Genomic DNA, 25,962 nt, shown 5'->3' on the forward strand with positions numbered 1-25,962 from the left:
TTTGTAATCTCAGTAGAATACTATTTGCATGTAAGTTTTTTGTGAGTTTTTTCGCTAGTTATAACGATTTAATCAAATTTTCATATGTTTTGAGATGTAAGTTTTTGTTAATCAATAATTTCGGTAAAATGCTTTTGTTTAGAATTTTATTTTGAATATTTGCGCGTTTTTAAATTTTATAACCTAAACCGAAAAGAATATGACACATAAATACCGTTTCAGGTATGTTGCATCCCTGTGTCTTCTGCTTTCAGCGAGCAGCGCCTTCTCACAAACAGGGAAAGTTCTTAAAACCGTTAAGAACGATGAAGGGACAGTAAAGAGCTTAGTATTTGACACTAAATCTCCACAAGCAAGAATGTCAAATGTGAAGCAACTGTTTAAAGCACACCTTAGTGCTACTGATAATGATGAACTAAGGGTAAGAAATGCATTTGTAGATCAGGTAGGAGTGGAGCATACTCGATATCAGCAATATTACAAAGGCATTAAAGTACAAGATGGAAGTTACATTGTACATGCTAAAAATGGATTAGTAAATGCGATGAATGGAGAATTTCAGTCATTGTCAGGCATAGATACTAAACCATCAATTTCTTCTGAAGCTGCTTTGCAGGCTGCTATGGCTTATGTAGGAGCAGATTTATATTTATGGGAAAATGCTGAAGAAGCTGCTTTAATTAATTACGAAAAGCCTCAAGGCGAATTAGTAATTATAGATAAGAAGCTAGCTTACAAGTTTGATGTGTATGCATTAAAGCCTATAAGCAGAGCAGAGATATTTGTAGATGCTGCATCTTCAGAAATCATATTTAAAAATGATATTATTCACCATGCAGATGCTATTGGTACTGCAGCTACACGTTACAGTGGTTCTAAGCAAATTCATACCGAAAGCTATAGCGGTGGTTATCGTTTAAGAGATGTTAGTCGTGGTCAAGGTATTGAAACCTACGATATGAACATGGGCGTTAATTATAATAATGCGGTTGATTTTGTAGATAACGACAATAATTGGACTTCTAGCGAGTGGAATAATTCTAATAAAGATAATGCTGCATTAGATGCTCACTGGGCTGCTGAAGAAACCTATGAGTATTTCTTAGGAACTTTTGCGAGAAATAGTTTTGATGGTAACGGAGCTAAAATCAAAAGTTATGTTCACTTCGATTTAGTGGAATACGGTTATCCTAGCAATGATAATGCATTCTGGGATGGAAGTCGTATGACTTACGGTGATGGAACTAGTCTTCCTCCATTAACAACTTTAGATGTAGCTGCTCACGAGATCGGTCATGCTGTATGTACCTATACTGCTAACCTTAATTATTCTTATGAGTCAGGAGCTATGAATGAAGGCTTTAGTGACATATGGGCGGCTTGTGTAGAGTACTTTGCTGCACCAGATAAGCAAACTTGGTTGCTAGGTGAAGATTTAGGTACTGTTATCAGGTCTTTAGAAGATCCAAAATCTGCAGGTCAGCCAGATACTTACCAAGGCTCTTACTGGGCTACAGGTTCTGCTGATAATGGAGGAGTACATACTAATAGTGGAGTTTTAAATCACTGGTTTTATATTTTATCGCAAGGTAAAAGTGGATCTAACGATAAAGGAGATAGCTATAGTGTAACTGGTATAGGTATTGAAGATGCGGCTAGAATTGCTTATCTGCTAGAGTCCGCTTACTTAAGTAGTGGATCTGATTATGCAGATGCAAGAGAATACGCTATTCAGGCAGCAATAGAGTTGTTTAAAGATGGAAACGCTCCTGATGAGATGCCTGCAGAGGCAATAGCAACACAAAATGCATGGTATGCTGTAGGTGTTGGTGCTGAATATAGTGAAGGTGGAAATGATGGAGGCGGTGATGATAACGGTGGTGGAGACCCTGGATCGTGCGCGCAAGGAGCTGTTAAGTTAACACTTACTTATGATAACTACCCTGAAGAAACATCATGGACACTTAAAAATAGCAGCGGTGCTACTGTGGCTAGTGGAAGTGGTGCTAGTGCATCGAAAAATGCTACTTATACTGAAACTTTTGATTTAGCTGCAGGTACTTATTCATTTACTATAGCTGATCAGTATGGCGATGGTATTTGCTGTTCTTATGGAAACGGAAGCTATACTTTAACTGATCAAGCTACAGGCAGTACATTGGCTACTGGTGGAGCTTATGGTTCGGGCGAAACAGTTTCTATATGTGTAGATGGTGGAAGTGATGATGGAGACGGAGGTTCTACTCCTCCATCTAATTACTGCTCGTCTAAGGGGTCAAACTCTAGTGATGAGTGGATCGATCTAGTGTCTTTAGGGTCTATAAATAATAGTACTTCTGCTAATGGCGGATACGGAGACTTTACTTCTAAGAGTACTAACTTACCTAAAGGTAGTAGCCAAACTATTACTTTTAGTGCCGGTTTTAGTGGCTCTTCATATAATGAGTATTGGTCTGTATGGATTGACTATAATAGAGATGGAGATTTTACTGATGCAGGTGAGCAAGTGGTAGCTGGGTCTTCAAGTAGTTCTGGTAATTTAAGTGGAACATTTACAGTGCCTACTAGTGCTTCAACTGGTGCAACCAGAATGAGAGTAGCAATGAAGTATAACGCTGCTCCTTCATCATGTGAATCGTTTAATTATGGTGAAGTTGAAGATTATACTGTAAACATCGGTCAGAGTTTTGCTATGACAGCGGCTACCGAAGCAACGCATATTAATGCAACGGCTATTGGTAACGAAGTAAGTGGAAATTTAATAACGGTATCTCCTAACCCTGTTAGTGCAGTGGCTAAAATAGCTGTAGCTAATGCGGCCGAAGGTTATACGTTAGAATTAAGAACTCTCAATGGAAAGGTAATTGAATCGAGAATTGTAACCAACCGTGAAATGTCTATCGACATGTCAGGCTTGCCTAATGGTATATATATCGTTTCGGTGAAGACTCCGAGAGAAGTGATCAATAGTAAGATTGTTAAGCAGTAATTAACAATAATTGGATGATATATTAAAAAGCCGGCATGTTGCCGGCTTTTTTTTTGGTCAAATTTTTAAACTTACAGGAGTAAGTCTGTGCTTGTCAAGTCATTTATATGCAGTTCGCTTTGATAATTGTTGTTAATAGAAGATTTTCTGTTTTTTAAATATTTGTTAAATCCAAACTTAGGCCAAGGGAATATTTATCATTCATGCTTGCTTACTGGTGTAATATTTGGTGTTTTATTGATCTATTGTAATAATATTTGGTAAATGATTATTTCTAATATTTGCGACTCATAAAATCATTAACCTAAACAAATTTTATTATGAAACATCATTACCGTTTAAGGTATGTTGTGTCTGCATGCTTGATGCTAACAGCAGGGCATGCATTTTCGCAATCAGGTAAAGTTTTAGAGTCACGTACTGCTGACAATGGAACTTTAGAATTTGCTAAGTTCAATACTCAAGAAAGCCCTGTGAGTATGACTAGCGTAAACAAATTATTTAAAGACCAACTTTTTACTTCTGAAAACGAAGAGCTACGTGTAAAATCATCAGTTGTAGATGAGCTAGGCATGGAGCACGTTCGTTATGAGCAATTCTACAAAGGAATAAAAGTTGAAGATGGTAATTACATTGTTCACTCTAAGGCTGGTGTAGTAGCAGCTATGAACGGAGCTTATCAAGACCTAACCAAGCTTGATGTTACTCCTTCTGTTTCTGCAGAATCTGCTTTAAAAAGTGCAATGAGTCATGTAAATGCTAAAACTTATCTTTGGGAAAACAAAGGTGAAGCTAAAGCAATAGGTTATGAGCAGCCTAAAGGAGAGCTTGTAATTATTGACAAGACTTTAGCTTACAAGTTTGATATCTATGCTACTTACCCAGTTTACAGAGCTGATGTGTACATCAATGCCAAAACAGGTGAGTTTATTAGTGAAAACAAAAAAATCCATCATGCTAATACTCCTGCAACAGGAAGTAGTTTGTATAACGGAACAGTTTCTTTCACTGCTGATAGTTATTCTGGCGGTTACCGTTTACGTCAAACATCTTCTGGCGGAGGAGTTCAGACTTATGATTTAAATAACGGAACCAATTATAATAATGCTTCTGATATTACCAGCAGCTCTACTTCTTTTAGTGGTAGTTCTACAGGTGTTCAAGCTCATTGGGGAGCAGAGCAAACTTGGGAGTATTACAGCAGTGTTCATCAAAGAAATTCTTATAATGGCAACGGAGCTGTAATTAGATCTTACGTTAGTTATTCTACAAATTATGTTAATGCATTCTGGGATGGAAGCCGTATGACATATGGTGATGGTAACAGCCAGTATAGCCCACTAGTATCTTTAGATATTTGTGGTCATGAAATTTCCCATGGTGTAACAGAGTATTCATCTAACCTTAATTATAGCTACGAGTCAGGAGCATTAAATGAGTCGTATTCTGATATTTTTGGTGAGTGTATAGAAAACTTTGCTTCTGGTAGTAATGATTGGTTAATGGGTGAAGACATTGGTCAGGCATTCCGCTCTATGAGTAACCCTAATGCTTACAGCCAGCCCGATACTTACTTAGGTAGCTATTGGTATTCAGGTTCTAGTGATAATGGAGGTGTACATACTAACAGTGGAGTTATGAATCACTGGTTCTATATTCTTTCTGTAGGAAAATCAGGAACTAATGATAATGGAGATAGCTATAGCGTAACTGGTATAGGTATGACAGCAGCTAGTCAAATAGCTTACAGAACAAATAACAACTATTTGACTTCTAGCTCTGATTATGAAGATGCTCGTAACTACTCTATCCAATCTGCAGAAGATATTTTCGGAGAGGATTCTGATGAAGCAATCGCAACACAAAATGCATGGTATGCTGTAGGTGTTGGTGAAGCGTATGGCGATGGTGGTGGTGATCCAGATCCGGATCCAGATCCAGACCCAGATCCAAATCCAGGAAACTACTGTGCTAGTAAAGGAAATACAGCTACTTATGAGTGGATTGATTATGTAGCTTTAGCTAACATGACTAATACTACTGGTTCTAATGGTGGTTATGCTGACTTTACAAGTACAAAAGTGGCTAATGTAACTAAAGGATCTAGCTATACATTATATGTAAGTGCAGGAATGTCAGGTGGTACCTATCTAGAATATTGGGCTATTTGGATTGACTTTAATGCTAACGGAACATTTGAATCAAGTGAATTGGTAGAAAGCGGTTCTGCTTCAAGTACTGGTACTTTAAATGGTGTTGTAAGTATTCCATCTACTGCCGTTACAGGTACTACCAGAATGAGGGTAAGTATGAAGTATGCAGGAGCTCCTTCAGCTTGTGAAACTTTCACTTATGGTGAAGTAGAAGATTATTCAGTAAACATCGGATCTTCTTTAACTTTAACGGGTGAAGATGTAGCTGTAGCTAAGACTTCTTCAATGGTAACTGAAGAGTTAGGAAATGAAGTAGCTCGTGAGTTATTCACAGTGGCTCCTAACCCAGTAAATGATATTGCTACTGTTCAACTTTCAGAAAGAAATAATATTCAGTCAGTGAAATTAATAGACTTAAATGGTCAATTAATTAAAAATATTGAAATCTCTTCTAATGAGCTGTCTGTGGATATGAGTGCCTTGCCACAAGGAATTTATATTCTATCTATACAAACAGCTAGAGAAGTTATTAATAATAAAATTATTAAGGAGTAATCTCCGCTGATCAATAAACTGTATCAAAGGCCTACTAATTTAGTAGGCCTTTTTTTTATGACTAAAAACCTCTATGATAATAAAATAAGGTTAATTTGTAATTCTTAAATACCGAAATTTTTATGATATTTGCGTAATTATCTATTAATCAATAAACTACATATTTATGGTTGTCTTTAATTGTACCCGTAGCATTTGGTTATTGGCCCTGATGCTGTTGTGTAGTGCTACACTTTCTGTTGCACAAAATGAATCTCCAAATCAAAGCCCTGATCCACTTTTCTGTATTCAAGGTAGTCATGTTCGGCTAACAATTACTTTCGATCGCTTTCCTAATGAAACTTCATGGGCATTAAAAAATAGCATGGATAGTGTAATTGCACAACAAGGAGATTATGATAGGGCTGAATATAGATGGACTACCATAGATACTTCGTTTGTTCTTGCACCTGGAGGCTACGAGTTTTCTATTTACGATAAATATAAAGATGGTATTTGTTGTACTTATGGCAATGGATCTTATACTTTAACAGATGAAAATACAGGTGCTATTATAGCTTCTGGGGGTGATTATGGAGCAGGAGAAACAATACCGTTATGTATAGACCCTATTAATGCAGGTCGCGATATTTTTGAGCCTACTACCCCGCAGGGCATAGAGGCAAGTGTTATTACTTTTAATGGTGCAACCATTAACTGGCAGCCTTCCACTGATAATTCTTATGTGGAGGGGTATAAAGTATTTTTAGGTAATCAATTAATAGATACAGTTACCAGTACTACATATAGTTTGGCTAATCTTGTTGAAGATCAAACTTATATATTTGGAGTGCAGGCCTATGATTCCGCAGGCAACGTATCTTTACTAGCGGAGTTAACATTTAATACAGGAGATCAATTTACTAGTTATTGTGCGTCAAGTGGTGATGTAGCAGACTATGAATGGATTCAAAGGGTGAAATTAGGAGGTATTGATAATATTTCTGGTTCTAATGGAGGGTATGAGAATTATACTTCTTTTGTCGCTGATCTGGGGAGGGGTACTGATGATACAATAGGGTTTCAGGCGGGCTTCCCAGGAAATAGTGTATATGCAGATAATTGGAGAGTATGGATAGATTTTAATCAAGATGGAGATTTTGAAGATAGTAATGAATTGTTGATTGATGGATCTACTATAAATGCTGGGAGTTTACTAACCGTACCTATTTCTATTCCTGAAGAGGCGTTATTGGGTGAAACCGTGATGAGAATAGCAATTAAGTATGGAAGTGCACCACTTCCATGTGAAGAATTTATGTATGGAGAGGTTGAAGATTATGGAATTAATATTACTGATAGTGTAATTGCAGTCACACCTGATGCGTCTAGATTGGCCGTATACTCTGAGATTAGTAACATATCAATCAGTCCAAATCCGGTGCAAGATTATGCTAGAATTAGCCTGCCAAAAGAGACTAGTGAGGTGAAGGTATATGGAGTGAATGGTAAATTAGTAGCAGTACAATCTTCGGCAGGGGGCTCGGCCACTATTAATATGCAAGATCAGCCAAGAGGGGTGTACATTGTAAATGTCTTTCTAAAATCTGGCGTAAAACAACTTAAGTTAATTAAGCAATAGATGAATAATAAAAAAGCCGGCTACTAGCCGGCTTTTTTATTATAATTTATTTTTCATAATAAATAACGTGCATTAAGGTATTACCCACCGCATCTAATGTTTCTTTACTAATAATGTCCATATTGTCCTGGTGTGTATGATGAAATGCTCCGAAAGAATTATCTACCGGATCGTGAGCGATAATGTCAACCATAGGTATCTTCGCTACTTTATTTACAAAGTAATGATCATCAGTAACTGCTCCGCCCTGTCTATTAACAAAGTAATTGCTATAACCTAGCGACCTTCCAGTATTCCATACTTTTCTTACAATTTGGCTGGCGAAATAATTAGAATAATCCTCTACCCAAAATTGGCTTCCTTGGCCGCCTACCATATCAAGAAGCACTCCGTAATAGGCGCTATAGTTACCTTTGTGCTTAGCCCAATATTGAGATCCCAAACACCACCAGCTTTCTAAGCCTTCAGGTAGCTCCACGTTTCCTGCATCCATTGTTTCTCCCCAGTCTTCGCCATCAAAAAGCAATATATCTACTCCTACCTCTGGCATCTCGTTTACTTTTAATAAACGAGCTATTTCTAATAAAACTGCTACGCCACTGGCTCCATCATTAGCCGCATCTATAGGCTTATACTGATCTACCGTATCTTTATCTGCAAATGGGCGTGAATCCCAATGAGCCGTTAATAAAATTCTTTTTTTACTTTCAGGCTTGAAAGCCGCCATTATGTTTTTTAAATGTACCGTTTGGTTGTCAAACGTGGTGGCATCAAATTCCTGAACCGATACCGTAGCGCCATAAGTCTTAAATTGATTAATAAAATAATCAGCCGCCTGCATATGCGCTTCAGTGTTAGGTACCCTAGGGCCAAAGTCTACTTGCTTTTTCACAAAAGCATAAGCTGAGTCTGCATTAAACCTAGGTACGCTGGCTGTATTTGTTTCGGGTTTAGCTGAAGCTTCCTTTTCTTTTTTATCCGAACCCCCACATGCGCTGAGTATAAATAAAAAAAGAAAAACCGCTAATTTGATGTTGTTTTTCTCGAAAATCATTGTTTATAAGTAGATAAACGTCTTGTTGTTATATAAAGTACAATAATAACTTTTTAGAACGGAAATACCTTTTAATTAGTTTGTCTCATACTTTTTTTGTAAAGCAAACAAAATTGATGTAAATTTGCATTGAAAATAGATAATTAGTTTCTGAGGGGACGCGGGTCCCCTCTTTTTATATTCTTTTTTCAGTTTTATATGGAGTTGAAACAAACGATTTACGATATAGTCGAAAGGCATTTACCAGACGACACTTATTTTATTGTTGACGTAGTTATAAAAGCTACTAAAGGCCCTAAAAAAGTGCTGATTTTAATAGATGCTGATGAAGGGGTAAATATTGATGCTTGTGCCGATGTAAGTAGGGCAGTAGGGAATGAAATTGAAGCTGATAGTGTTATAGAAGATGCATACAGACTCGAAGTTTCATCTCCAGGCGTAGATTATCCATTACAGAATATTAGGCAATATCAGAAAAATATCGGGAGAACTGTGAAAATTACCTTAGAAGATAAAGAACTAGAGGGGGTATTAAAAGCAGTTAATTCTGAAGATGTTGTGGTAGACCAAATTGTGAAGGCAGGAAAAAAGAAAGAGTATAAAGAGGTGCCGATACCATTATCGGAAATTAAAAAAACAATAGTTCAGATTTCATTTAAATAGTAGAAAAATGGATACCGGTATATTAATCGAGTCTTTTGCGGATTTCGCAAAACAAAAAAATATAGATAGACCTACTATGATTCGTATTCTGGAGGATGTCTTCAGAACTATGATTAGGAAAAGATTTGAAACCGATGAAAACTTTGATATAATCATTAATGCGGATAAAGGTGATTTAGAAATCTGGAGATTCCGTGAAATCGTAGACGATAACAGTGAAGATATCTGGGATCATGATAAAATCAGCTTGACTGAAGCAAGAAAAATTGAGCCGGATTTTGAAATTGGAGAGGAAGTAGCGGAAGAAATTACATTAGAGGATTTTGGTCGTAGAGCAGTAATGACTGCACGTCAAACTCTAATTCAAAAAGTGAAAGACTTAGAAAAAGATATACTTTTTCAAAAATATAAAGACCTTGTTGGCGAAATTATCGCAGGTGAGGTGTACCAAATATTAAGTAGAGAAGTACTACTTACAGATGCTGAAAGTAACGAGATATCAATACCTAAAAACGAGCAAATACAAAAAGACCGTTTCCGTAAGGGCGATCAGGTAAGAGCTATTGTTGATAGAGTTGAAATGATCAATGGTAACCCTAAGATCATATTGTCAAGAACTAGCCCTGTGTTTTTAGAAAGACTTTTTGAAAGTGAAGTTCCAGAAGTGTACGATGGACTTATTACTATTAAAAAAGTAGTGCGCGAGCCAGGAGAAAGAGCTAAAGTAGCTGTGGAATCATATGATGACAGAATTGACCCTGTTGGTGCATGTGTAGGTATGAAAGGATCTCGTATTCATAGTATAGTAAGAGAATTGCAAAATGAGAATATTGATGTAATTAACTATACTGATAATATAGAGTTATATATAACAAGAGCGCTAAGTCCCGCAAAAATTTCTAGCATTAAAATTAGTGAAGATGATGGGCGAGTGTCAGTATATTTGAAGCCTGATCAGGTTTCTTTGGCCATAGGAAAAGGAGGTCAAAATATTAAACTGGCAAGTAGATTAGTAGGGTTAGAAATTGATGTGTTTAGAGAACTTGGAGAATTTGAAGAGGAGGATGTTGATATTGACGAATTTGTGGATGAGATTGAAGACTGGGTGTTAGATGAGTTGAAACGCGTAGGTCTTGATACCGCAAAAAGCGTATTGGCACTATCTAAAGAGGAACTTGAGCGCAGAACGGACCTTGAAGAAGAAACTATTACCAATGTAATGCAGGTTCTAAAACAAGAGTTCGAATAAGCAAATTTTTAATAATCATAAAAAAAAGGGATATTTGAGTATGTCAGAAGAAAAAAACATGCGGCTGAGTCAGGTAGCTAGGAAGCTTAATGTTGGTAGAACTACCATCATTGAATTTCTTGCTAATAAAGGCTTCGAAGTAGATAGTAGTCCAAATTCTAAAGTTACAGGGGAACAATTTGCGATGCTATCGAAGGAGTTTGCTGCATCTGCTTCTGAGAAAAAAGAAGCTTCTGGTCTTACTATTGGCACTAAACATAACGAGCATGTAGTTATTGATAGTGAAAATGATGGGACTAAGAAATCTGATGACGAGGAAAATATATTAATAAAAAACTTATCTACCGGCAAATCTTCAGCCTCCAAAGAATCCCCTAAAAAAGAAGAAAAGCCAGCCGAAAAGAAAGAGGAAAAACCTGTAGCTAAAAAGCCAGAGCCGAAGCCAGAAAAGGAAGAAGCTCAGGATAAGCATAAATTAAAAGGTTTAAATATAGTAGGTAAGATTGATCTCGATAAAAAACCGAAGAAGGAAGAACCTGCAAAGGCGCCTGAAGTGAAGAAGGAAGAAGTGAAGCCAGAGCCTAAACCAGAACCTAAACCGCAACCACAAAAAGTGGAAGCCAAAAAGGTGCCTGAAGAGCAGAAAAAAGAGGAGAAGCCGAAGGAACAACCAAAGGCTCCGAAAAAAGAAGAGATTAAGGGGGGAAGCACCGAGCCTAAGAAAGAAAGTAAGGTTGAAGAAAAACCTAAGGTGGAAATAAAGAAAGAAACTCCAAAAACTCCTCCTGTAGTGGATACTAAGCCCAAGCAGGAAGAGAAGAAACAAGAAAAACCTAAACAGGAGCCAGCTCCTAAACAAGAGGTTATTGAGGCTAAAGCAGATAAGCTTAAAGGTCTAAAAGTAGTTGGTAAAATTGAATTGCCTGTAGAAAGAGAGAAGAAAAAGGATAAGCCTGTTGCTTCTTCTGATAACAGAAATGATCAGAAGAAAAAGAAGCGGCCTAGAAAGCGTATCCATAGAGATTCTCCTCACGGTGGCAACAATAACAATAATAACAACAACAATAATAATTCTGGGAATAACTCAGGAAGGGGACGAAATCGTAAGCCTAGAGTGGAGAAAGAGGAACCTTCTGACAAGGAAATCCAAGATAAGATCAAAGCAACTTTAGCTAAGCTAAGTGGTAATAAGAAGAAAAGTTCAGGTTCTAAGTATCGTAGAGAGAAGCGTTCTGCTATAGCTGAGGCTAAAGAAGAGCAAATGCTTCAAGAAGAGAAAGAATCAAAAACATTGAAGGTAACAGAATTTATCTCAGCAAACGACCTAGCGTCTTTGATGGATGTTTCTGTTAACGAAGTGATTTCGGCTTGCATGAGCTTGGGAATGTTCGTTTCTATTAACCAAAGATTAGATGCTGAATCTATCACTGTTATTGCAGACGAATTTGGTTTTAATGTAGACTTTACATCTACTGATGATGACCTCGAAATAGAGGAAGAGGAAGATGCAGAAGCTGATTTATCGGAACGTGCGCCTATTGTAACCATCATGGGACACGTTGACCACGGTAAAACATCATTGCTTGACTACATAAGAAGTTCAAAAGTAACTGCAGGTGAGGCTGGAGGGATAACACAGCACATTGGTGCTTATGATGTAATGACAGAAAGCGGTCATAAAATTGCTTTCTTAGATACTCCTGGTCACGAAGCCTTTACAGCCATGAGAGCAAGGGGTGCCCAAGTTACGGATATAGTAATTATTGTGGTAGCTGCTGACGATGATGTAATGCCTCAAACAAAAGAAGCTATAAATCACGCTCAGGTGGCCGGTGTGCCTATTGTTATTGCTATCAATAAAATAGATAAACCAGGTGCTAACCCTGATAAGGTAAGAGAATCATTATCTCAAAATAATATTTTAGTAGAGGACTGGGGTGGTAAATATCAAAGTCAGGAAATATCTGCTAAAACAGGTCAAGGTGTAGATGAATTACTAGAAAAAGTAATTCTTGAAGCTGAGATGTTAGAACTTAAAGCTAATCACGGCAAAAAAGCTGTGGGTACAGTGATTGAAGCTTCTTTAGATAAAGGAAGAGGTTATGTAGCTACACTTTTAGTTCAGAATGGTACATTAAACGTTGGTGATGTAATATTGGCAGGAGCTTACTACGGTAGGGTGAAGGCCATGTTTGATCACATCGGAACACGTATGCAAGATGCAGGGCCTTCAACACCGGTATTGATGCTAGGGTTAGATGGCGCACCTCAGGCAGGTGATAAGTTTAATGTGATGGATAGCGACCGTGAAGCGAGAGAAATAGCTAACAAGAGAGAGCAGATACTTAGAGAGCAGAGTATCAGAACTAAAAAGCATATTACTCTTGATGAGATTGGTAGACGTTTGGCTATCGGCTCATTTAAAGAACTTAACGTAATTGTTAAAGGTGATGTGGACGGTTCTGTTGAGGCACTTTCTGATTCATTGTTAAAATTAAGTACTGAAGAAATTCAGGTGAATATAATCCATAAAGGAGTAGGTCAGATTTCAGAGTCTGATGTATTGCTAGCTTCAGCTTCTGATGCTGTAATTGTAGGTTTCCAAGTTAGACCTTCTGTTTCAGCAAGGAGAATTGCAGATAACGAAGAGATAGAAATTAGATTGTACAGTGTAATCTATGATGCTATCAATGATGTTAAGGATGCAATGGAAGGTATGCTTGACCCTGAGGTGGAAGAAGTGATTGTGGGTAACCTTGAGGTAAGAGAGGTCTTTAAGATTTCTAAGATTGGAACTGTAGCAGGTTGTATGGTTACTGATGGTTACATCAAAAAGAATAACCCTATACGTTTAATTAGAGATGGTATTGTGGTGTATTCTGGAGAGATGGGACAGCTGAAACGTTACAAAGATGATGTGACAGAAGTGAAGAATGGCTACGAGTGTGGTCTTAGCATTAAGAACTTCAATGACATTAAGGAAGGTGACGTAGTAGAAAGTTATGAAGAAAGAGAAACTAAGAGAACATTATAGTAATCTTTCGGTTAATATATTACTAAGATATGAAAAAGGGCTTTAGGCCCTTTTTTGTTTAAATTATTCAGCTGTTTATTAGACAATCACTCTGAAAAATGTTAATATTATTTTAGAGTGTGACAGCAAATTGTAATGAATAGAATATAAACGTTTTATAAAAACTCTGATTTTTTCTTTTCTTTTTTTGTAATAAAGAATATTAAAAGTGCTGAGTTATTTATAAATTGTGCGTTAATTAAATTTATTGTTGTTTAACACGAAACCTAATAAGAAGACATTTAAAGTAATAGGCCATGGGAGTAACTTCTACACAATCTTTTGAGACCTGGAATATGTGGGCGCAATATGCAGCCTTCGGATTGGCGGGCTTATCAATATTAATTTTTTTAGGCCATATCATTAAGTTGGCTACTACTAGTGATTCTAAAAATAAGTACGATTACATCAATCGTAGTGAAATTAATATATTATTAACTAGCGGCATTTTGTTAATTATTGCAGGTGCATTATTCGCTAACTCATTTATTCTTGAGCTTAACTCGCTTTGGTTATTTGTACGCGTATTTATGACCATATGTATGGGGTTAATTTTGGGGGTTATCATTCAAAACTTACTTAAGTTTTATTACCCATTCTATATAGAAAAACGTCTTAAGAAATTGAGATATAAGCCACGTGTATCTCCTAAGACTGGTAAGCCAATGAAGTTGCTTAGTGAAGAAGAAGAAGATGTTTATTTAGATGAAGGTATGCAGGCTGAGGAGAATATCTTCTCAATAGATTATGATGTGTGGGTTGATGAGGAAACTGGGTATACTAAGATTGAGAAATATGCAGGTCACTTACACGCGTTGCAGTGTCCTGAATGTAACTATCAAACATTTAGAGTTTCTAGAGAAGAGATTTTGAAGTCTCCGTCATCAGTGGAAGAAGGCGAACTTATGAAGCATTATGAGTGTGGTTACTGTGGATATAAAGCTAAGAAAACATTTAAGATTTCGGTTTTAAATGGTAGCCAGAATGCTGGTACAGCTACCACTGCTTAAGAAATACTCAAATAGATATAAATAAAAAGGTCGCCTAGTGCGACCTTTTTTATTGTCTAATAGTTGAGATCAAATCTTGTGGTAATTTTATTTGATCAGAGTAAAACTTCATTCTCGAGTGATGATCATCAAGCAACTCAATTTTTTCTATCTTGTCCAGTTTGTGGTTGTAAAAAACTTCTATATAAAAATTATTCAGTAGGTATAGATTGATTTTGTATCCATAATATCTGATAGACACGATAAAGGTCCCATCTATATAAATGGTTTTGAGTTTGTCTTTTAGAGGAAGGTTTTTGAAACGGCTTGCACTAATCATTAGGTGAACTTAGTGAATTAAATGGCAAGATGAAAAAATTTCTATCTGATATAGAGGAGTGTAAAATAAAAAAGCCTTTCACATCTGTGAAAGGCTTTTGGGTGGAAGATGGGACTCGAACCCACGACCTCCTGAACCACAATCAGGCGTTCTAACCAACTGAACTACAACCACCGTTTGTGTTTAGTGGTGCAAAGATAATGAAGCACCTCTAATTTGCAATACTTTTGGTTGAAAAAAATTATTTTTTTTCAAAGTTTAATCTTTTACCTAAAGTTGAATCATTAATTACACCATTGGCATAGGCATGGTGCCCTGAAATAAAGGTGTGCTCTACTGAGCTGCTAAATTTTTGTCCTTCAAATGGAGACCAGCCGCATTTGGCCAAAATATTATTTTTGTTAACAGTCCATGTGCTATTAGGGTTAACTATTGCTAGGTCAGCATAGTACCCTTCTCTTATAAATCCTCTTTTGGAGATATTGAAAAGAATGGCAGGGTGATGACTCATTTTTTCTACCACCTTTTCTATAGATATTTTCCCTTGTTTAACAAATTCCATCATAGCAACTACGCTGTGCTGAACTAGAGGGCCGCCAGAAGGAGCATTAAAGTAGGTGTTATTTTTTTCTTCAAGGGTATGCGGTGCATGATCTGTAGCTATAACATCAATAGTGTTATTTATAACAGCATTTAATATAGCCTGTTGATCAGCTTGGGTTTTAACGGCAGGATTCCACTTAATAAATGTTCCTTTGTTGTCGTAATCCTTATCATTAAACCACATGTGGTGAATACAGGCCTCTGCAGTTATTTTTTTTTGCTCCAGCGGAATGGAGTTGTCAAATAGAGATAATTCTTTTTCAGTAGAGATATGTAGAATATGCAATCTAGCGCCATGTTTTTTAGCTAATGCCACTGCGGTAGAAGAAGATTTATAACAGGCTTCTTCGCTTCTTATCAAAGGATGATACTTTATAGGTAAGTCTTCTCCGTATTTCTCTTTATATATGTCGGTGTTTTTTCTTATTGTGGCTTCATCTTCACAGTGGGTAGCTATAAGCATAGGTACCTGAGAAAATATGTTGTTCAATGTAGTTTCATTGTCTACAAGCATGTTTCCCGTAGAAGAGCCCATGAATACCTTAACGCCACAAACTTTGTCAGCGGGCGTTTTTAATACTTCTTCTAGGTTGTCGTTGCTGGCTCCCATAAAGAAGGAGTAATTGGCTAATGAAGATTTGCTAGCGGTGTTGTATTTGTCCTCAAGAAGTTCCTGCGTTAGTGTGTTTGGAACGGTGTTTGGCATTTCCATAAAACTGGTAACACCACCTGCTACTGCAGCTCTAGATTCTGTAAATATATTGGCCTTATGCGTGAGCCCGGGCTCTCTAAAATGAACTTGGTCATCTATTGCCCCAGGAATGACATAATGTCCGTTTGCATCAATTATTTCATCAATATCAGAAGCTGATATATTCGGGGCGATTTTTTCGATATATTCGCCTTTTATTAATATGTCAGCGGCAAAGGTCTTACCTTCATTCACGACATTAGCATTGGTAATTAAGGTAGATTTCATAGATTGCAAATGTCTGGCTTTAAGTGACAAGCCGCAAATAAACTGATTGTATTTTATGGATAATGATATATCTGGGTTTGAATCATTCAAATTAAACAGGCAGCTGTTAAATGCTATAGCAGAAAAAGGCTATACTTCCCCCTCTCCAATACAGGAGAAGGCAATACCTCTTATCTTGAACGGTCATGATGTGATGGGGATAGCTCAAACGGGTACAGGAAAGACTGCTGCTTTCGTGTTGCCTATTTTAATGAAGGTGAAGTATGCGCAGGGAAATGATGCGCGTGCACTTATTTTGGCGCCTACCAGGGAATTGGTTTTGCAGATAGATGAAGCAATTCAGGATTTAGCCACATACACTGATGTAAGGCACGTTTGCTTATATGGAGGTATAGGTCCAAAGACTCAGATAGAGGAGGTTAATAATGGTGTCGATATTATTGTGGCTACACCAGGTCGATTTATGGATATCTACCTTAAAGGTGAGTTGGTTACTAAGTTTATAAAAACTTTGGTGTTAGATGAAGCTGATAAAATGATGGATATGGGGTTTATGCCTCAGATTCGGAAAATATTGGAAGTAATACCTGTGAAAAGGCAAAACCTGCTATTTTCTGCCACTATGCCGGATAAGGTACTAAAGCTCTCCGAAGAATTTTTGGAATTCCCTGAAGTAGTAGAAGTTGCGCCACAAGCAACTACTGCCGAAAAAGTTAGTCAGGTGCTTTACGAAGTTCCGAATCTACGAACTAAAATTAATTTGTTGGTTCATTTACTAAAGGATGAAAGCTTAAACCGAGTATTAATATTTACCCGAACTAAATCAACTGCTGATAATATATTTAAATATTTGGACAGGAAGCATATCGGATCAGTTCGAGTTATTCACTCTAATAAAGGCCAGAACAGTAGAATAAATGCTATCAATCAGTTTAAAGCTGGAGAATTGAGGCTACTGGTGTCTACGGATGTTTCTGCTCGTGGAATTGATGTTGAGGAGGTTTCGCATGTAATTAACTTTGATGTGCCTTTAATATATGAAGATTATGTGCATCGAATAGGGCGTACCGGTAGGGCAGATAAGGATGGTCAAGCTATTACTTTTGCGAATATAGCTGAAATGCTACATATAGCTAAAATTGAGAAAATCATTAGAGACACTATTCCTGTGCTACAATTACCAGAAGAAGTTGAAGTGACGGAAACCTCTAAGCAGGAAAGGCGAGATATAGAACTGGATATAGATATTTTTAAAAGAAGAGAGAACCCTGATTTTAAAGGGGCTTTCCATGATAAAAAAGAACGACCTGATAAAAAGAAGAATACTAAATCTAACAAGAGAGGGAAAGGGAAGAGAAGAAGGTAGATTAATTAGCTAATCCAAATTAATTATTACAATAATAACTTATGCAGAATATTTATAGACTGATTCTTATAGCAATTATTTGTATGCCTAATGCCTTATGGGCTCAAGATGCAGATGAGGCTATGCTCAAGAAAATATATGATGAAGCTTTAACCGGAGGCAAGACTTATGAAATGCTTGATTATTTAAGTAATGAGATAGGAGCTAGATTAAGTGGTTCACCAGAAGCTGCGGCTGCAGTGGAGTGGAGTAAGCAAGAAATGATGAAATATGGCTTTGACACTGTTTTTTTACAACCCGTAATGGTGCCACATTGGGTGCGTGGTGTAAAGGAAATAGTAAAAGTTACTGATGCAGGTAAGTATGGTAGCTTTGAGTTGAATGCTTGTGCTTTAGGTAACAGTGTAGGCACAGGGAATGCTGGTGTATGGGCTGAAGTGGTTGAGGTAAGAAATTTTGAAGAGTTAAAGAAATTAGGTAAGAAAAACATACAAGGTAAAATTGTTTTTTTTAGCAGGCCTATGCAATCAACTCTATTAGATCCTTTTGAAGCATATAGTGGAGCGGTAGATCAGCGTGCTTTTGGACCATCAAAGGCAGCGGCTCTAGGTGCTGTGGCTGTTGTGGTGCGGTCTATGGCCATTAATAATGATGACATACCCCATACGGGCGGTTTAAGGTATGATGATGATGTTAAGAAAATTCCAGCAGTGGCCATAAGCACTAACGATGCTGAAAAGCTTTCGTCCATATTGAAAGATAAGGTAGACGCAAAATTATACATTGAAACTCATTGTGAAATGCTGCCCGATGTACTTTCTTATAACGTGGTTGGGGAAATGAGGGGAACAGAAAAGTCTAATGAATATATTGTTGTGGGAGGTCATTTAGATTCATGGGATTTAGGAGATGGTTCTCATGATGATGGAGCAGGTTGTGTGCAGTCTATTGAGGTGCTTAGGCTATTGAAGGAGTTGGGGTATAAGAATAAGCATACGATAAGAGCTGTAATGTATATGAATGAAGAGAATGGCTTAAAAGGTGGGATTGAATATGCTAAACTTGCTCGTGAAAATAAGGAAAAGCATATAGCTGCAATAGAATCGGATCGTGGAGGTTTTACTCCTATAGGATTTACTTCTGATAATAGTAAAACAGCGGTTACTAAATTAAAAGCATGGTCTCCACTGTTGCTACCTTATGGATTGTACGATTTTTCTAAAAAGGGGAGTGGAGCTGATATTTCTCCATTAGCTGATCAAGGTGTGGCTTTATTTGAGTTTCTCCCGGATCCGCAACGTTATTTTAATTATCATCATACTACTGCGGATACATTTGATAAGATAGATAAAAGAGAATTAGAGTTGGGTGCAGCAGCAATGACCACCTTGGTATATTTGATAGATCAACATGGCTTATAAAATATAATGCCCATAAAACAAAAAAGGAGCTCTTGAGCTCCTTTTTTGTTTTATGCACTTAATGGGTTGAGCATTAAATGCCATTTGGGTTTAGGTTGAATATAAATTCTTATCTACGAATGGCTGAATTCGTAATTGAGTTGCAATTTCTTAAAATCTCTTTTGAATAGAAAGCTAAAAGGTTTCATAACCTTACTCAAGCATTTATAAAAGCATTATAGATTCGTGCACTTGAAAAAATGCATCAATATGGTTAATTGCATTGCTGTTGAAAATAATAATACATTAAATGTGAAGTATTTAGATTAAATAATATTTTAAGTATTGTTGATTTGTTTATATATATATCGTTTAAGTACTATATTGTGTTTTAATTCGAATTCTATGAATATTTATATTTATTTGAATTGGCAAACTTGAGTAAAGACTACTTAAGGATCTTTATATTTTAAATAAAATAATAATCTTACATAAGTATAAGTAAGAGCCTTTCAGGACAGTAAAGACTTTTTATCTATTGAAATGTTATTTATTTTATATTTCCCATTCATTAAAAGTTCTTTAAATTATAATCTTTGACATATGTATAATTAGAAGTTATCTAACCTTTGATATTTATGCCTATTCTTACAGCTTCAGCGAGAGTGAAATTTTCAATTGCTATTTATTAATCTTACCTTATATAGTTCTGTTCTTCTGTAAAATTCATACGATGTGTTCTTTTTGCTTCCATTTTATTGCGTGTTTTTAAATTAGTTTGGCTTTAGGCTATAATTTTATGTTATATACAAACTTATTATGGCTATTTAAGAAGATTAAGATGGCTGAATTACTTCAATAAATAAGTTGATTGTTACATTCTCTTTTTTGGAAACAAGTCTCAAATAAGCAAACATTCTAAATGTAGAAATCCATAATATCCCTTTAGAGCGTATATACAGGCATATGGCATGGCCTGTGATGCCATTATGCTAATAATGCACAAGGAATAATATTTTTTAATCTACAATTATGGTGAAGAAAGTTACTTTTTTGCTGGTTGCTTCAATCAGTTATTTTTCATTTAGGGTGAGTGCTCAAGAAATGGACACTACTCTTTATGAGATGAGTCTGCAAGAATTGATGGATATAGAGATAACATCAGTATCTAAAAGGTCTCAAAAACAACATGAGGTAGCAGCAGCGACTTATGTTATTAATCAAGCCGATATAAGGCGGTCAGGTGCAACTCGCCTTCAAGATCTATTACAGATGATGGTGCCGGGAGTGTTTTTTAATTTTAATAATTACAATGATAGTGACTTCGGATTAAGGCAAAATACTGATGGTTTTTTGGGAAGTGTATTAGTGTTGGTGAATAACGTGCCTTACCAATCGCCTTATTCTTCGTCTTTTAACTTTGCTAATTTTGATATCAGCTTTGATGAAATTGAGAGAATTGAAGTGATACGTGGCCCTGGAGGTACTATCTATGGTGCAAATGCAGCTACGGGAGTAATTAATATTTTTACGAAAAAGCCTGATGGTGAGGAAAATTGGTCTGCTACTTTAAAGCAAGGAACCAGAGGGCTAGTGGCACCTGAAGTGCGATACGCCACTCAAATGTCTGAAAAATCACATATAAAAGTATTTGCTAAAGGTAATTTCTTTAATGGGTTTAAACCTATGGATGAATTTGATGGTGAGTATGTAACTGTACCTGCAATGAATTTAGACCCTAATACTAACTTGCCTGATGGGACCAGTAGCGGCACCACTGTTATTGAAAATTCGTTAAATGCCGATGTTTATGAAACGAATAAAATAATGACCGGATTAGAGCTTCAGTCTAATTTGGGAGAAGGAGCGGTGTTGAGTACGCATTTTTTCTATTTTAACCATAAAAGAAATATGTATGCCCCTTCTGTATTAAGCCCTGATACTGATTTTATTTTATTGGAACAAAAGAATAAGAGGGTGGTGTCCAGTGTGAGACTTGATAAGTCTTTTAACGATATGCATAATGTCTTTTTTCAGCTATCTGAAAATAAAGAGTCTACTGATGAGTCAGGAGGTATAAGGTCAACTTCTACATTGAATTTTGAAGCGCAAGACAATTTGCAGTTGGGGATGCATCGATTAAGTTCAGGTTTAAATTTAAGAAGAGTTGACTTTAGGATAGGCCCATTAGACCCATCCCTTGGCGTTAGGTATACTGAAAATAACGATGTGGCTTATTTATGGGGCGTGTTTGTTCAAGATCAGTTAATATTCAATGATAAGCTAGATGCAACGGTAGGAATAAAGGCAGAAACATGGACTTTGGTTGATCATAAGCCGGAGTTCTCTCCTAGTGCTAGAATAGCCTATAAGCCAACAAAGAAAATTACCTTCTGGGGAGCTGCTTCAAGGAGTGTAACCACGCCAGGTTTCATACAAACTAATATAGAATTGACATTAGTGCCAGCCAATCAGATGTTTCCTTATAGAATAGCTTTAATTAATGGAGATGATACCGATCAATCTGAGTATTTGACCAGCGAAGTAGGGTTTAAGACTTCTTGGGATCACTTAGCCTTAGATATTACTGGTTTTTATAGTAAGGCAGATAAGCTGGTGGGAGTAGCCACAGGTGAGATTACACCGTCTCCGGTTAATTCTAATGAAGATATTTACTCTATATTATACGCTAATGTATATGAAGCAGATAACTATGGTGTAGAGTCCGTATTAAAATTTTTTCCTACCTCTAGCGTGAGGTTTGAGTTGTCTCATGCTTGGTTTAAAACAGATATTGAAGGTAAGAATAACCCTGTTACCGGAGAAAAGGTGGAATACATTAAGCCTTCGGTGCCTCAAATGCCTGAACATGTTTTTAGGTTGAAGTCTTACTTTACCTTACCTTCTGATATTGAGTTTACTGTAAATAGCATGTACCATACTAAAACAGGAACCAATGCTTTTTTGTATGATCAACAGCGAACACCTGGTTTAGGTGAAGTGGGCTATCAGTTGCAGAAGCCTGAGGCGCGTTATAGGGTTGATTTTAAAATAGAGAAAGTTTTCAATAATAGAAAGACGAGTGTGTTTCTGTGGGGCAATGATATTTTTAATAATGGTTATTTGGCTAATTATAACTCGTTACAGACTGGTATACCAATGCAAATACACAGGATAATAGGAGCTGGAGCTAGCGTGAAGCTTTAATGAGAAGGAGTCTTGTGCTCCTTATTTTTTCGGCCTCCAAGGTTGTGAGTAATGCTTTGCCGAAGGGTAACAAGTGTAGTGCTGATGTTAATAAATGGATAGTAAGCGGCAGAACAATGTTTATTGGGTTAGTTTTTTTTCTTGCCTGCCATTCTACTAAACATTCTTTTTTCGAATTCCCAGAAGAAGTTAAACAGGCCAAATACAAAGCCGTAAAAAAGTAATAGCACATTGTATACCGGGAATATTAATATGTAATAAACAATGGTAAAGAGTACGGTCCTTTCGTTTTTATCCGCAAATAATGAAAGGACTGGCTCTTTTAGAAAAAAGACAGTAAATCCTGTACATGCAAATACCACCAATATTAGAATGGCCTTAGTCCCTGAGACATTCCATCTTTTTTCTAGTTTGCTGAGCCAGTTCGGTTTTTTCATAGCTTATTCAAATAATCTCCATATTTGATCTTTCGGTACCGCAGCCGTAATGCTTATTTTTTCTTTTTTTACAGGGTGCTCGAAGGAAAGATGCCGGGAATGTAAATAAATGCTATTGCTGTTTTGCCCTTTATCTCCCCCATATTTTACATCACCAAAAATAGGACAGCCAATTTTCGCTAGCTGAGCTCTTATTTGATGTGGTCTACCTGTTACTAGGCTTACCTCCAGCAAATAGTATTCACTTATTCTTCCAATTAATTTATACGATAAAATAGCTTTTTGGCCGCCTTTTTTATCGTTATTGAATGCTGTGGTTTTATTTATTTTACCATTCTTCTTTAGCCAATGCGTTAATTCACCTTGCGTGTTAGGAGGTCTTTTGTTGGTTAATGCCCAATATTTTTTTTGAATATTACGCTCTTTAAAGAGATTATTCATTCTTTCTAAACCTTTGGAGGTTTTAGCTAAGGCTACAACTCCGCTTACAGGTCTATCCAACCTATGAATAACTCCTAAAAAAACATCGCCAGGCTTATTGTACTTATTTTTAATGTACGCCTTTGCCTGTTCTGCCAATGTTTCATCTCCGGTAGTGTCTCCCTGCACTAATAATCCAGCAGGTTTGTCTACTATCAGCAGATGGTTGTCTTCGTATAAAACTTGTTTTGACTCTAGCATATCGAACGTGTGATCAGATGGTAATTAAAATTCAGAAGTAAAATGAAAATCAATTTCAGGAAAATTATCCTGAACCATAGTTAACCATGCTCTGCTCTCAGCCATAAAAACGAGTTTTCCGTCTTTATCTTTTGCAATGTGTCGGGCTTTTGAAGAGGCAAATTCATTAAGCTTTTTCTTATCTGTACTACTTATCCAGCAGGCTTTATATAAGTTCATGGGCATGAAATCACAAGAAGCACCATATTCATTTTTTAACCTGTGTTGAATTACTTCAAACTGAAGTACCCCTACCGTTCCTACTACTTTTCTTGAACCTATTTCGTAAGTGAAAAGCTGCGCTACACCTTCTTCCATTAATTGGCTTAAGCCTTTTTCTAATTGCTTAGTCTTCATGGCGTCTTTATTGACTACCTCTTTGAATATTTCGGGCGAAAAGCTAGGGATACCTTTGTATATTCCTTTTTCTCCTTCAGATAAAGTATCACCAATTTTCAGGTTTCCTGTATCATAAAGTCCTACAATATCGCCAGGCCATGCTTCGTCAACTATTTCCTTTTCCTGCGCCATAAAAGCAGTTACATTAGAGAAACGTATTTTTTTGTCAGCTCTTACATGGTAGTAATTCGTTCCTCTTTCAAATTTTCCTGAGCATATTCTAATGAAAGCAATTCTGTTTCTGTGATTGGGGTCCATGTTTGCATGAATCTTGAACACAAAACCAGTGAATTTTTTCTCATCAGGTGTAATCAACCTTTCTTCTGTTTCTCTTGATTTTGGCGCGGGAGCAAGCTCTATAAAGCTGTCCAGCAATTCTTTTACGCCAAAGTTATTAACGGCACTACCAAAAAATACCGGAGCCACATTACCCGCAAGGTATTCGTTTACATCAAATTCAGGATAAACACCCTCTATTAATTCTATGTCTTCCCTCAGCTCAGCGGCATAACTTTCGCCAATTTCTTTGTCAATGGTGGTGTCATTAATGTCTTTAATACTAATGCCTTCATCATCAATTTTTGTCTTACTGGCTTTAAATAAGTGCAGGTTTTTGTTGAATAGGCTGTAGACCCCCTTAAAGGTTTTACCCATGCTTATGGGCCAGCTTAAAGGTCTTACCTTAATATTAAGTTTTTCCTCTATCTCATCTAATAAATCGTAAGGGTCGCGGCCTTCACGGTCAAGCTTGTTGATAAAACAGATTACAGGTGTATTTCTCATCCTACACACCTCCATTAGTTTTTCTGTTTGTATCTCCACTCCTTTAACACAATCTATTACCATTATAACGCTATCCACAGCCGTAAGTGTACGGTAAGTGTCTTCTGCAAAATCTTGGTGACCAGGTGTGTCAAGGAGGTTTATCTTTTTGCCATTATAGTTGAAGCCCATTACCGATGTGGCTACCGATATACCTCTTTGTTTTTCTATCTCCATCCAATCAGAGCGAGCATGCATTTTAATCTTATTTGATTTAACTGCTCCTGCCGTTTGAATGGCTCCTCCAAATAAAAGTAGCTTTTCAGTTAATGTGGTTTTTCCCGCATCAGGGTGGCTAATGATACCAAACGTTCTTCTCTTCTCTATTTCTTCTTTAATGGCCATGAATCTTGACTATGTAAAATAAATGCGAAGTTACATAATTCGGTTTAGACTTTAAGGCTAATAAGTGGTAAGAGCTAGGCTATATACATGAAATGGTGAATTTTTGATAAAATTCCGGTGTGCAGCATTTAACCTGTTCAATATTTGGTGTCGCGGTTAATATATTTTTATAACTTCTTGATTTAGCAGTATTTAAGTGAGATATTATATGACATACCAAAATATAATCTTATGAAAAAAATTACTTATTTGATTTTAATAACCTTTATGACTGCTTTTGTATTTAGCTGTGCAGAAGATGGAGATCCCGGGCCTACAGGAACAGATGGGGTAGATGGAGTAGACGGTGAAGATGGTGAGGATGGTGTAGGATTTGAGGAGTTGACTGAAGATGGAAATGTTATGGTTTATTATGATGGTACTTTGCCAGATGGTACGGCCTTTAAAGATACCGTAAACTTTAAATATACGATAGGTATATTTTCTACCGTTCAGTACGATTCTCAAGACTCTGTAGATGTGGTAGAAGTAGTGAAATTTAAAGATCCTGCTTTTCCTATTTATGAATATGGATCTTATTTTATTATAGACTTCGAAGTAGATACCTTGCTTTCTAGTGGAGGTTTTGTTCTCGATGATATAACTCTTGTAAACTTTTATAAAACAGACGATTTTAATGCATACTATATTGGGATCGGTGATGTAAGCACTGATGATATTACCATCTCTAATTATAGCTACAGTGCAGATACTGGTATGTTGAAATTTAACTTTGCGTTTACATCTGCTGAAGACGAAAATTCTACAGATTATGAGTTAAAAGTTTCAGGTATGGTTAACGTTAAGGTGTACAGAGCTGATATGTTCCCCTCCTGATGTAAAAAATGTCATTTTAAGTAATAAAAAGGGACTGTCTTTGGCAGTCCTTTTTTATTATCACTTTTTAAGCTGTCATTTTGTCGCACTCTTTCAATTGGCATAACCATTGATAAGTTGTA

Annotated in this window: 17 protein-coding genes and 1 tRNA gene; 11 read left to right on the forward strand and 7 right to left on the reverse strand. The window is 36.6% G+C overall.

The features are described from left to right. Positions 1-199: 199 nt before the first annotated feature. The 3 genes from ACXACQ_RS06720 to ACXACQ_RS06730 all read left to right on the forward strand — a co-directional run bounded on the left by ACXACQ_RS06720 (position 200) and on the right by ACXACQ_RS06730 (position 7,318). Positions 200-2,989 (forward strand): M4 family metallopeptidase, encoded by a 2,790-nt coding sequence (locus tag ACXACQ_RS06720; protein WP_474975167.1) that lies wholly within the window; start codon positions 200-202, stop codon positions 2,987-2,989. A gap of 320 nt (positions 2,990-3,309) precedes the next feature. After that, the gene (locus ACXACQ_RS06725; protein ID WP_474975168.1) at positions 3,310-5,697 is read left to right on the forward strand and encodes a M4 family metallopeptidase; all 2,388 of its coding nucleotides are present in this window, start codon (positions 3,310-3,312) and stop codon (positions 5,695-5,697) included. 166 nt (positions 5,698-5,863) lie between these two features. Continuing rightward, positions 5,864-7,318, forward strand: coding sequence for a GEVED domain-containing protein (locus ACXACQ_RS06730; protein WP_474975169.1), 1,455 nt, complete (start codon positions 5,864-5,866; stop codon positions 7,316-7,318). A 46-nt stretch (positions 7,319-7,364) separates the two neighbouring features. Here the strand turns inward: ACXACQ_RS06730 and ACXACQ_RS06735 are convergent, their stop codons facing one another. Then, entirely contained in the window at positions 7,365-8,372 is a 1,008-nt protein-coding gene (locus ACXACQ_RS06735; protein ID WP_474975170.1) for a M28 family peptidase, read from the reverse strand. Between the two features lie 198 nt (positions 8,373-8,570). Between ACXACQ_RS06735 and ACXACQ_RS06740 the strand changes: the two genes are divergently transcribed. From ACXACQ_RS06740 to ACXACQ_RS06755, 4 genes are all read left to right on the forward strand, one after another. After that, complete coding sequence (locus ACXACQ_RS06740; protein ID WP_474975171.1) at positions 8,571-9,035, forward strand: ribosome maturation factor RimP; 465 nt, start codon at positions 8,571-8,573, stop codon at positions 9,033-9,035. Between the two features lie 7 nt (positions 9,036-9,042). Next, entirely contained in the window at positions 9,043-10,284 is a 1,242-nt protein-coding gene (gene nusA, locus ACXACQ_RS06745; protein ID WP_474975172.1) for a transcription termination factor NusA, read from the forward strand. A gap of 40 nt (positions 10,285-10,324) precedes the next feature. Beyond that, positions 10,325-13,318 (forward strand): translation initiation factor IF-2, encoded by a 2,994-nt coding sequence (gene infB, locus ACXACQ_RS06750; RefSeq protein ID WP_474975173.1) that lies wholly within the window; start codon positions 10,325-10,327, stop codon positions 13,316-13,318. A 296-nt stretch (positions 13,319-13,614) separates the two neighbouring features. Next, positions 13,615-14,367 carry a hypothetical protein gene (locus tag ACXACQ_RS06755; protein ID WP_474975174.1) on the forward strand — a complete coding sequence of 251 codons (753 nt, stop codon included), beginning with the start codon at positions 13,615-13,617 and terminating at the stop codon, positions 14,365-14,367. A gap of 49 nt (positions 14,368-14,416) precedes the next feature. Here ACXACQ_RS06755 and ACXACQ_RS06760 read toward each other — a convergent pair whose 3' ends face one another. The 3 genes from ACXACQ_RS06760 to ACXACQ_RS06770 form a co-directional block, all read right to left on the reverse strand. Then, positions 14,417-14,686 (reverse strand): hypothetical protein, encoded by a 270-nt coding sequence (locus ACXACQ_RS06760; RefSeq protein WP_474975175.1) that lies wholly within the window; start codon positions 14,684-14,686, stop codon positions 14,417-14,419. A 99-nt stretch (positions 14,687-14,785) separates the two neighbouring features. After that, positions 14,786-14,861: transfer RNA gene (locus tag ACXACQ_RS06765), tRNA-His, on the reverse strand. Positions 14,862-14,927: 66 nt separating this feature from the next. Next, complete coding sequence (locus ACXACQ_RS06770) at positions 14,928-16,268, reverse strand: dihydroorotase (protein WP_474975176.1); 1,341 nt, start codon at positions 16,266-16,268, stop codon at positions 14,928-14,930. A gap of 55 nt (positions 16,269-16,323) precedes the next feature. Here ACXACQ_RS06770 and ACXACQ_RS06775 point away from each other — a divergent pair, with 55 nt between their 5' ends. The 3 genes from ACXACQ_RS06775 to ACXACQ_RS06785 all read left to right on the forward strand — a co-directional run bounded on the left by ACXACQ_RS06775 (position 16,324) and on the right by ACXACQ_RS06785 (position 22,241). After that, positions 16,324-17,634 (forward strand): DEAD/DEAH box helicase, encoded by a 1,311-nt coding sequence (locus tag ACXACQ_RS06775; protein WP_474975177.1) that lies wholly within the window; start codon positions 16,324-16,326, stop codon positions 17,632-17,634. 83 nt (positions 17,635-17,717) lie between these two features. Further along, complete coding sequence (locus tag ACXACQ_RS06780) at positions 17,718-19,055, forward strand: M28 family peptidase (RefSeq protein WP_474975178.1); 1,338 nt, start codon at positions 17,718-17,720, stop codon at positions 19,053-19,055. A gap of 1,011 nt (positions 19,056-20,066) precedes the next feature. Continuing rightward, on the forward strand, positions 20,067-22,241 hold the full coding sequence (locus ACXACQ_RS06785) for a TonB-dependent receptor plug domain-containing protein (RefSeq protein WP_474975179.1): 2,175 nt from the start codon (positions 20,067-20,069) through the stop codon (positions 22,239-22,241). Between the two features lie 128 nt (positions 22,242-22,369). Here ACXACQ_RS06785 and ACXACQ_RS06790 read toward each other — a convergent pair whose 3' ends face one another. From ACXACQ_RS06790 to ACXACQ_RS06800, 3 genes are read right to left on the reverse strand one after another with little or no spacing between them, the layout of a single operon-like run. Next, positions 22,370-22,678 (reverse strand): DUF6787 family protein, encoded by a 309-nt coding sequence (locus ACXACQ_RS06790; RefSeq protein WP_474975180.1) that lies wholly within the window; start codon positions 22,676-22,678, stop codon positions 22,370-22,372. A gap of 3 nt (positions 22,679-22,681) precedes the next feature. Continuing rightward, a complete protein-coding gene (locus tag ACXACQ_RS06795) occupies positions 22,682-23,359 on the reverse strand; it encodes an RluA family pseudouridine synthase (RefSeq protein ID WP_474975181.1) in 678 nt (225 codons plus the stop codon). Between the two features lie 24 nt (positions 23,360-23,383). Continuing rightward, positions 23,384-24,964, reverse strand: a complete 1,581-nt coding sequence (locus tag ACXACQ_RS06800; RefSeq protein WP_474975182.1) for a peptide chain release factor 3 — start codon at positions 24,962-24,964, stop codon at positions 23,384-23,386. A 231-nt stretch (positions 24,965-25,195) separates the two neighbouring features. On the opposite strand from ACXACQ_RS06800, the gene ACXACQ_RS06805 reads away from it, so the two are divergent. Next, complete coding sequence (locus ACXACQ_RS06805; protein WP_474975183.1) at positions 25,196-25,840, forward strand: hypothetical protein; 645 nt, start codon at positions 25,196-25,198, stop codon at positions 25,838-25,840. Positions 25,841-25,962: the final 122 nt, after the last annotated feature.

The organism is Fulvivirga sp. AWR4_260 (assembly GCF_056158185.1).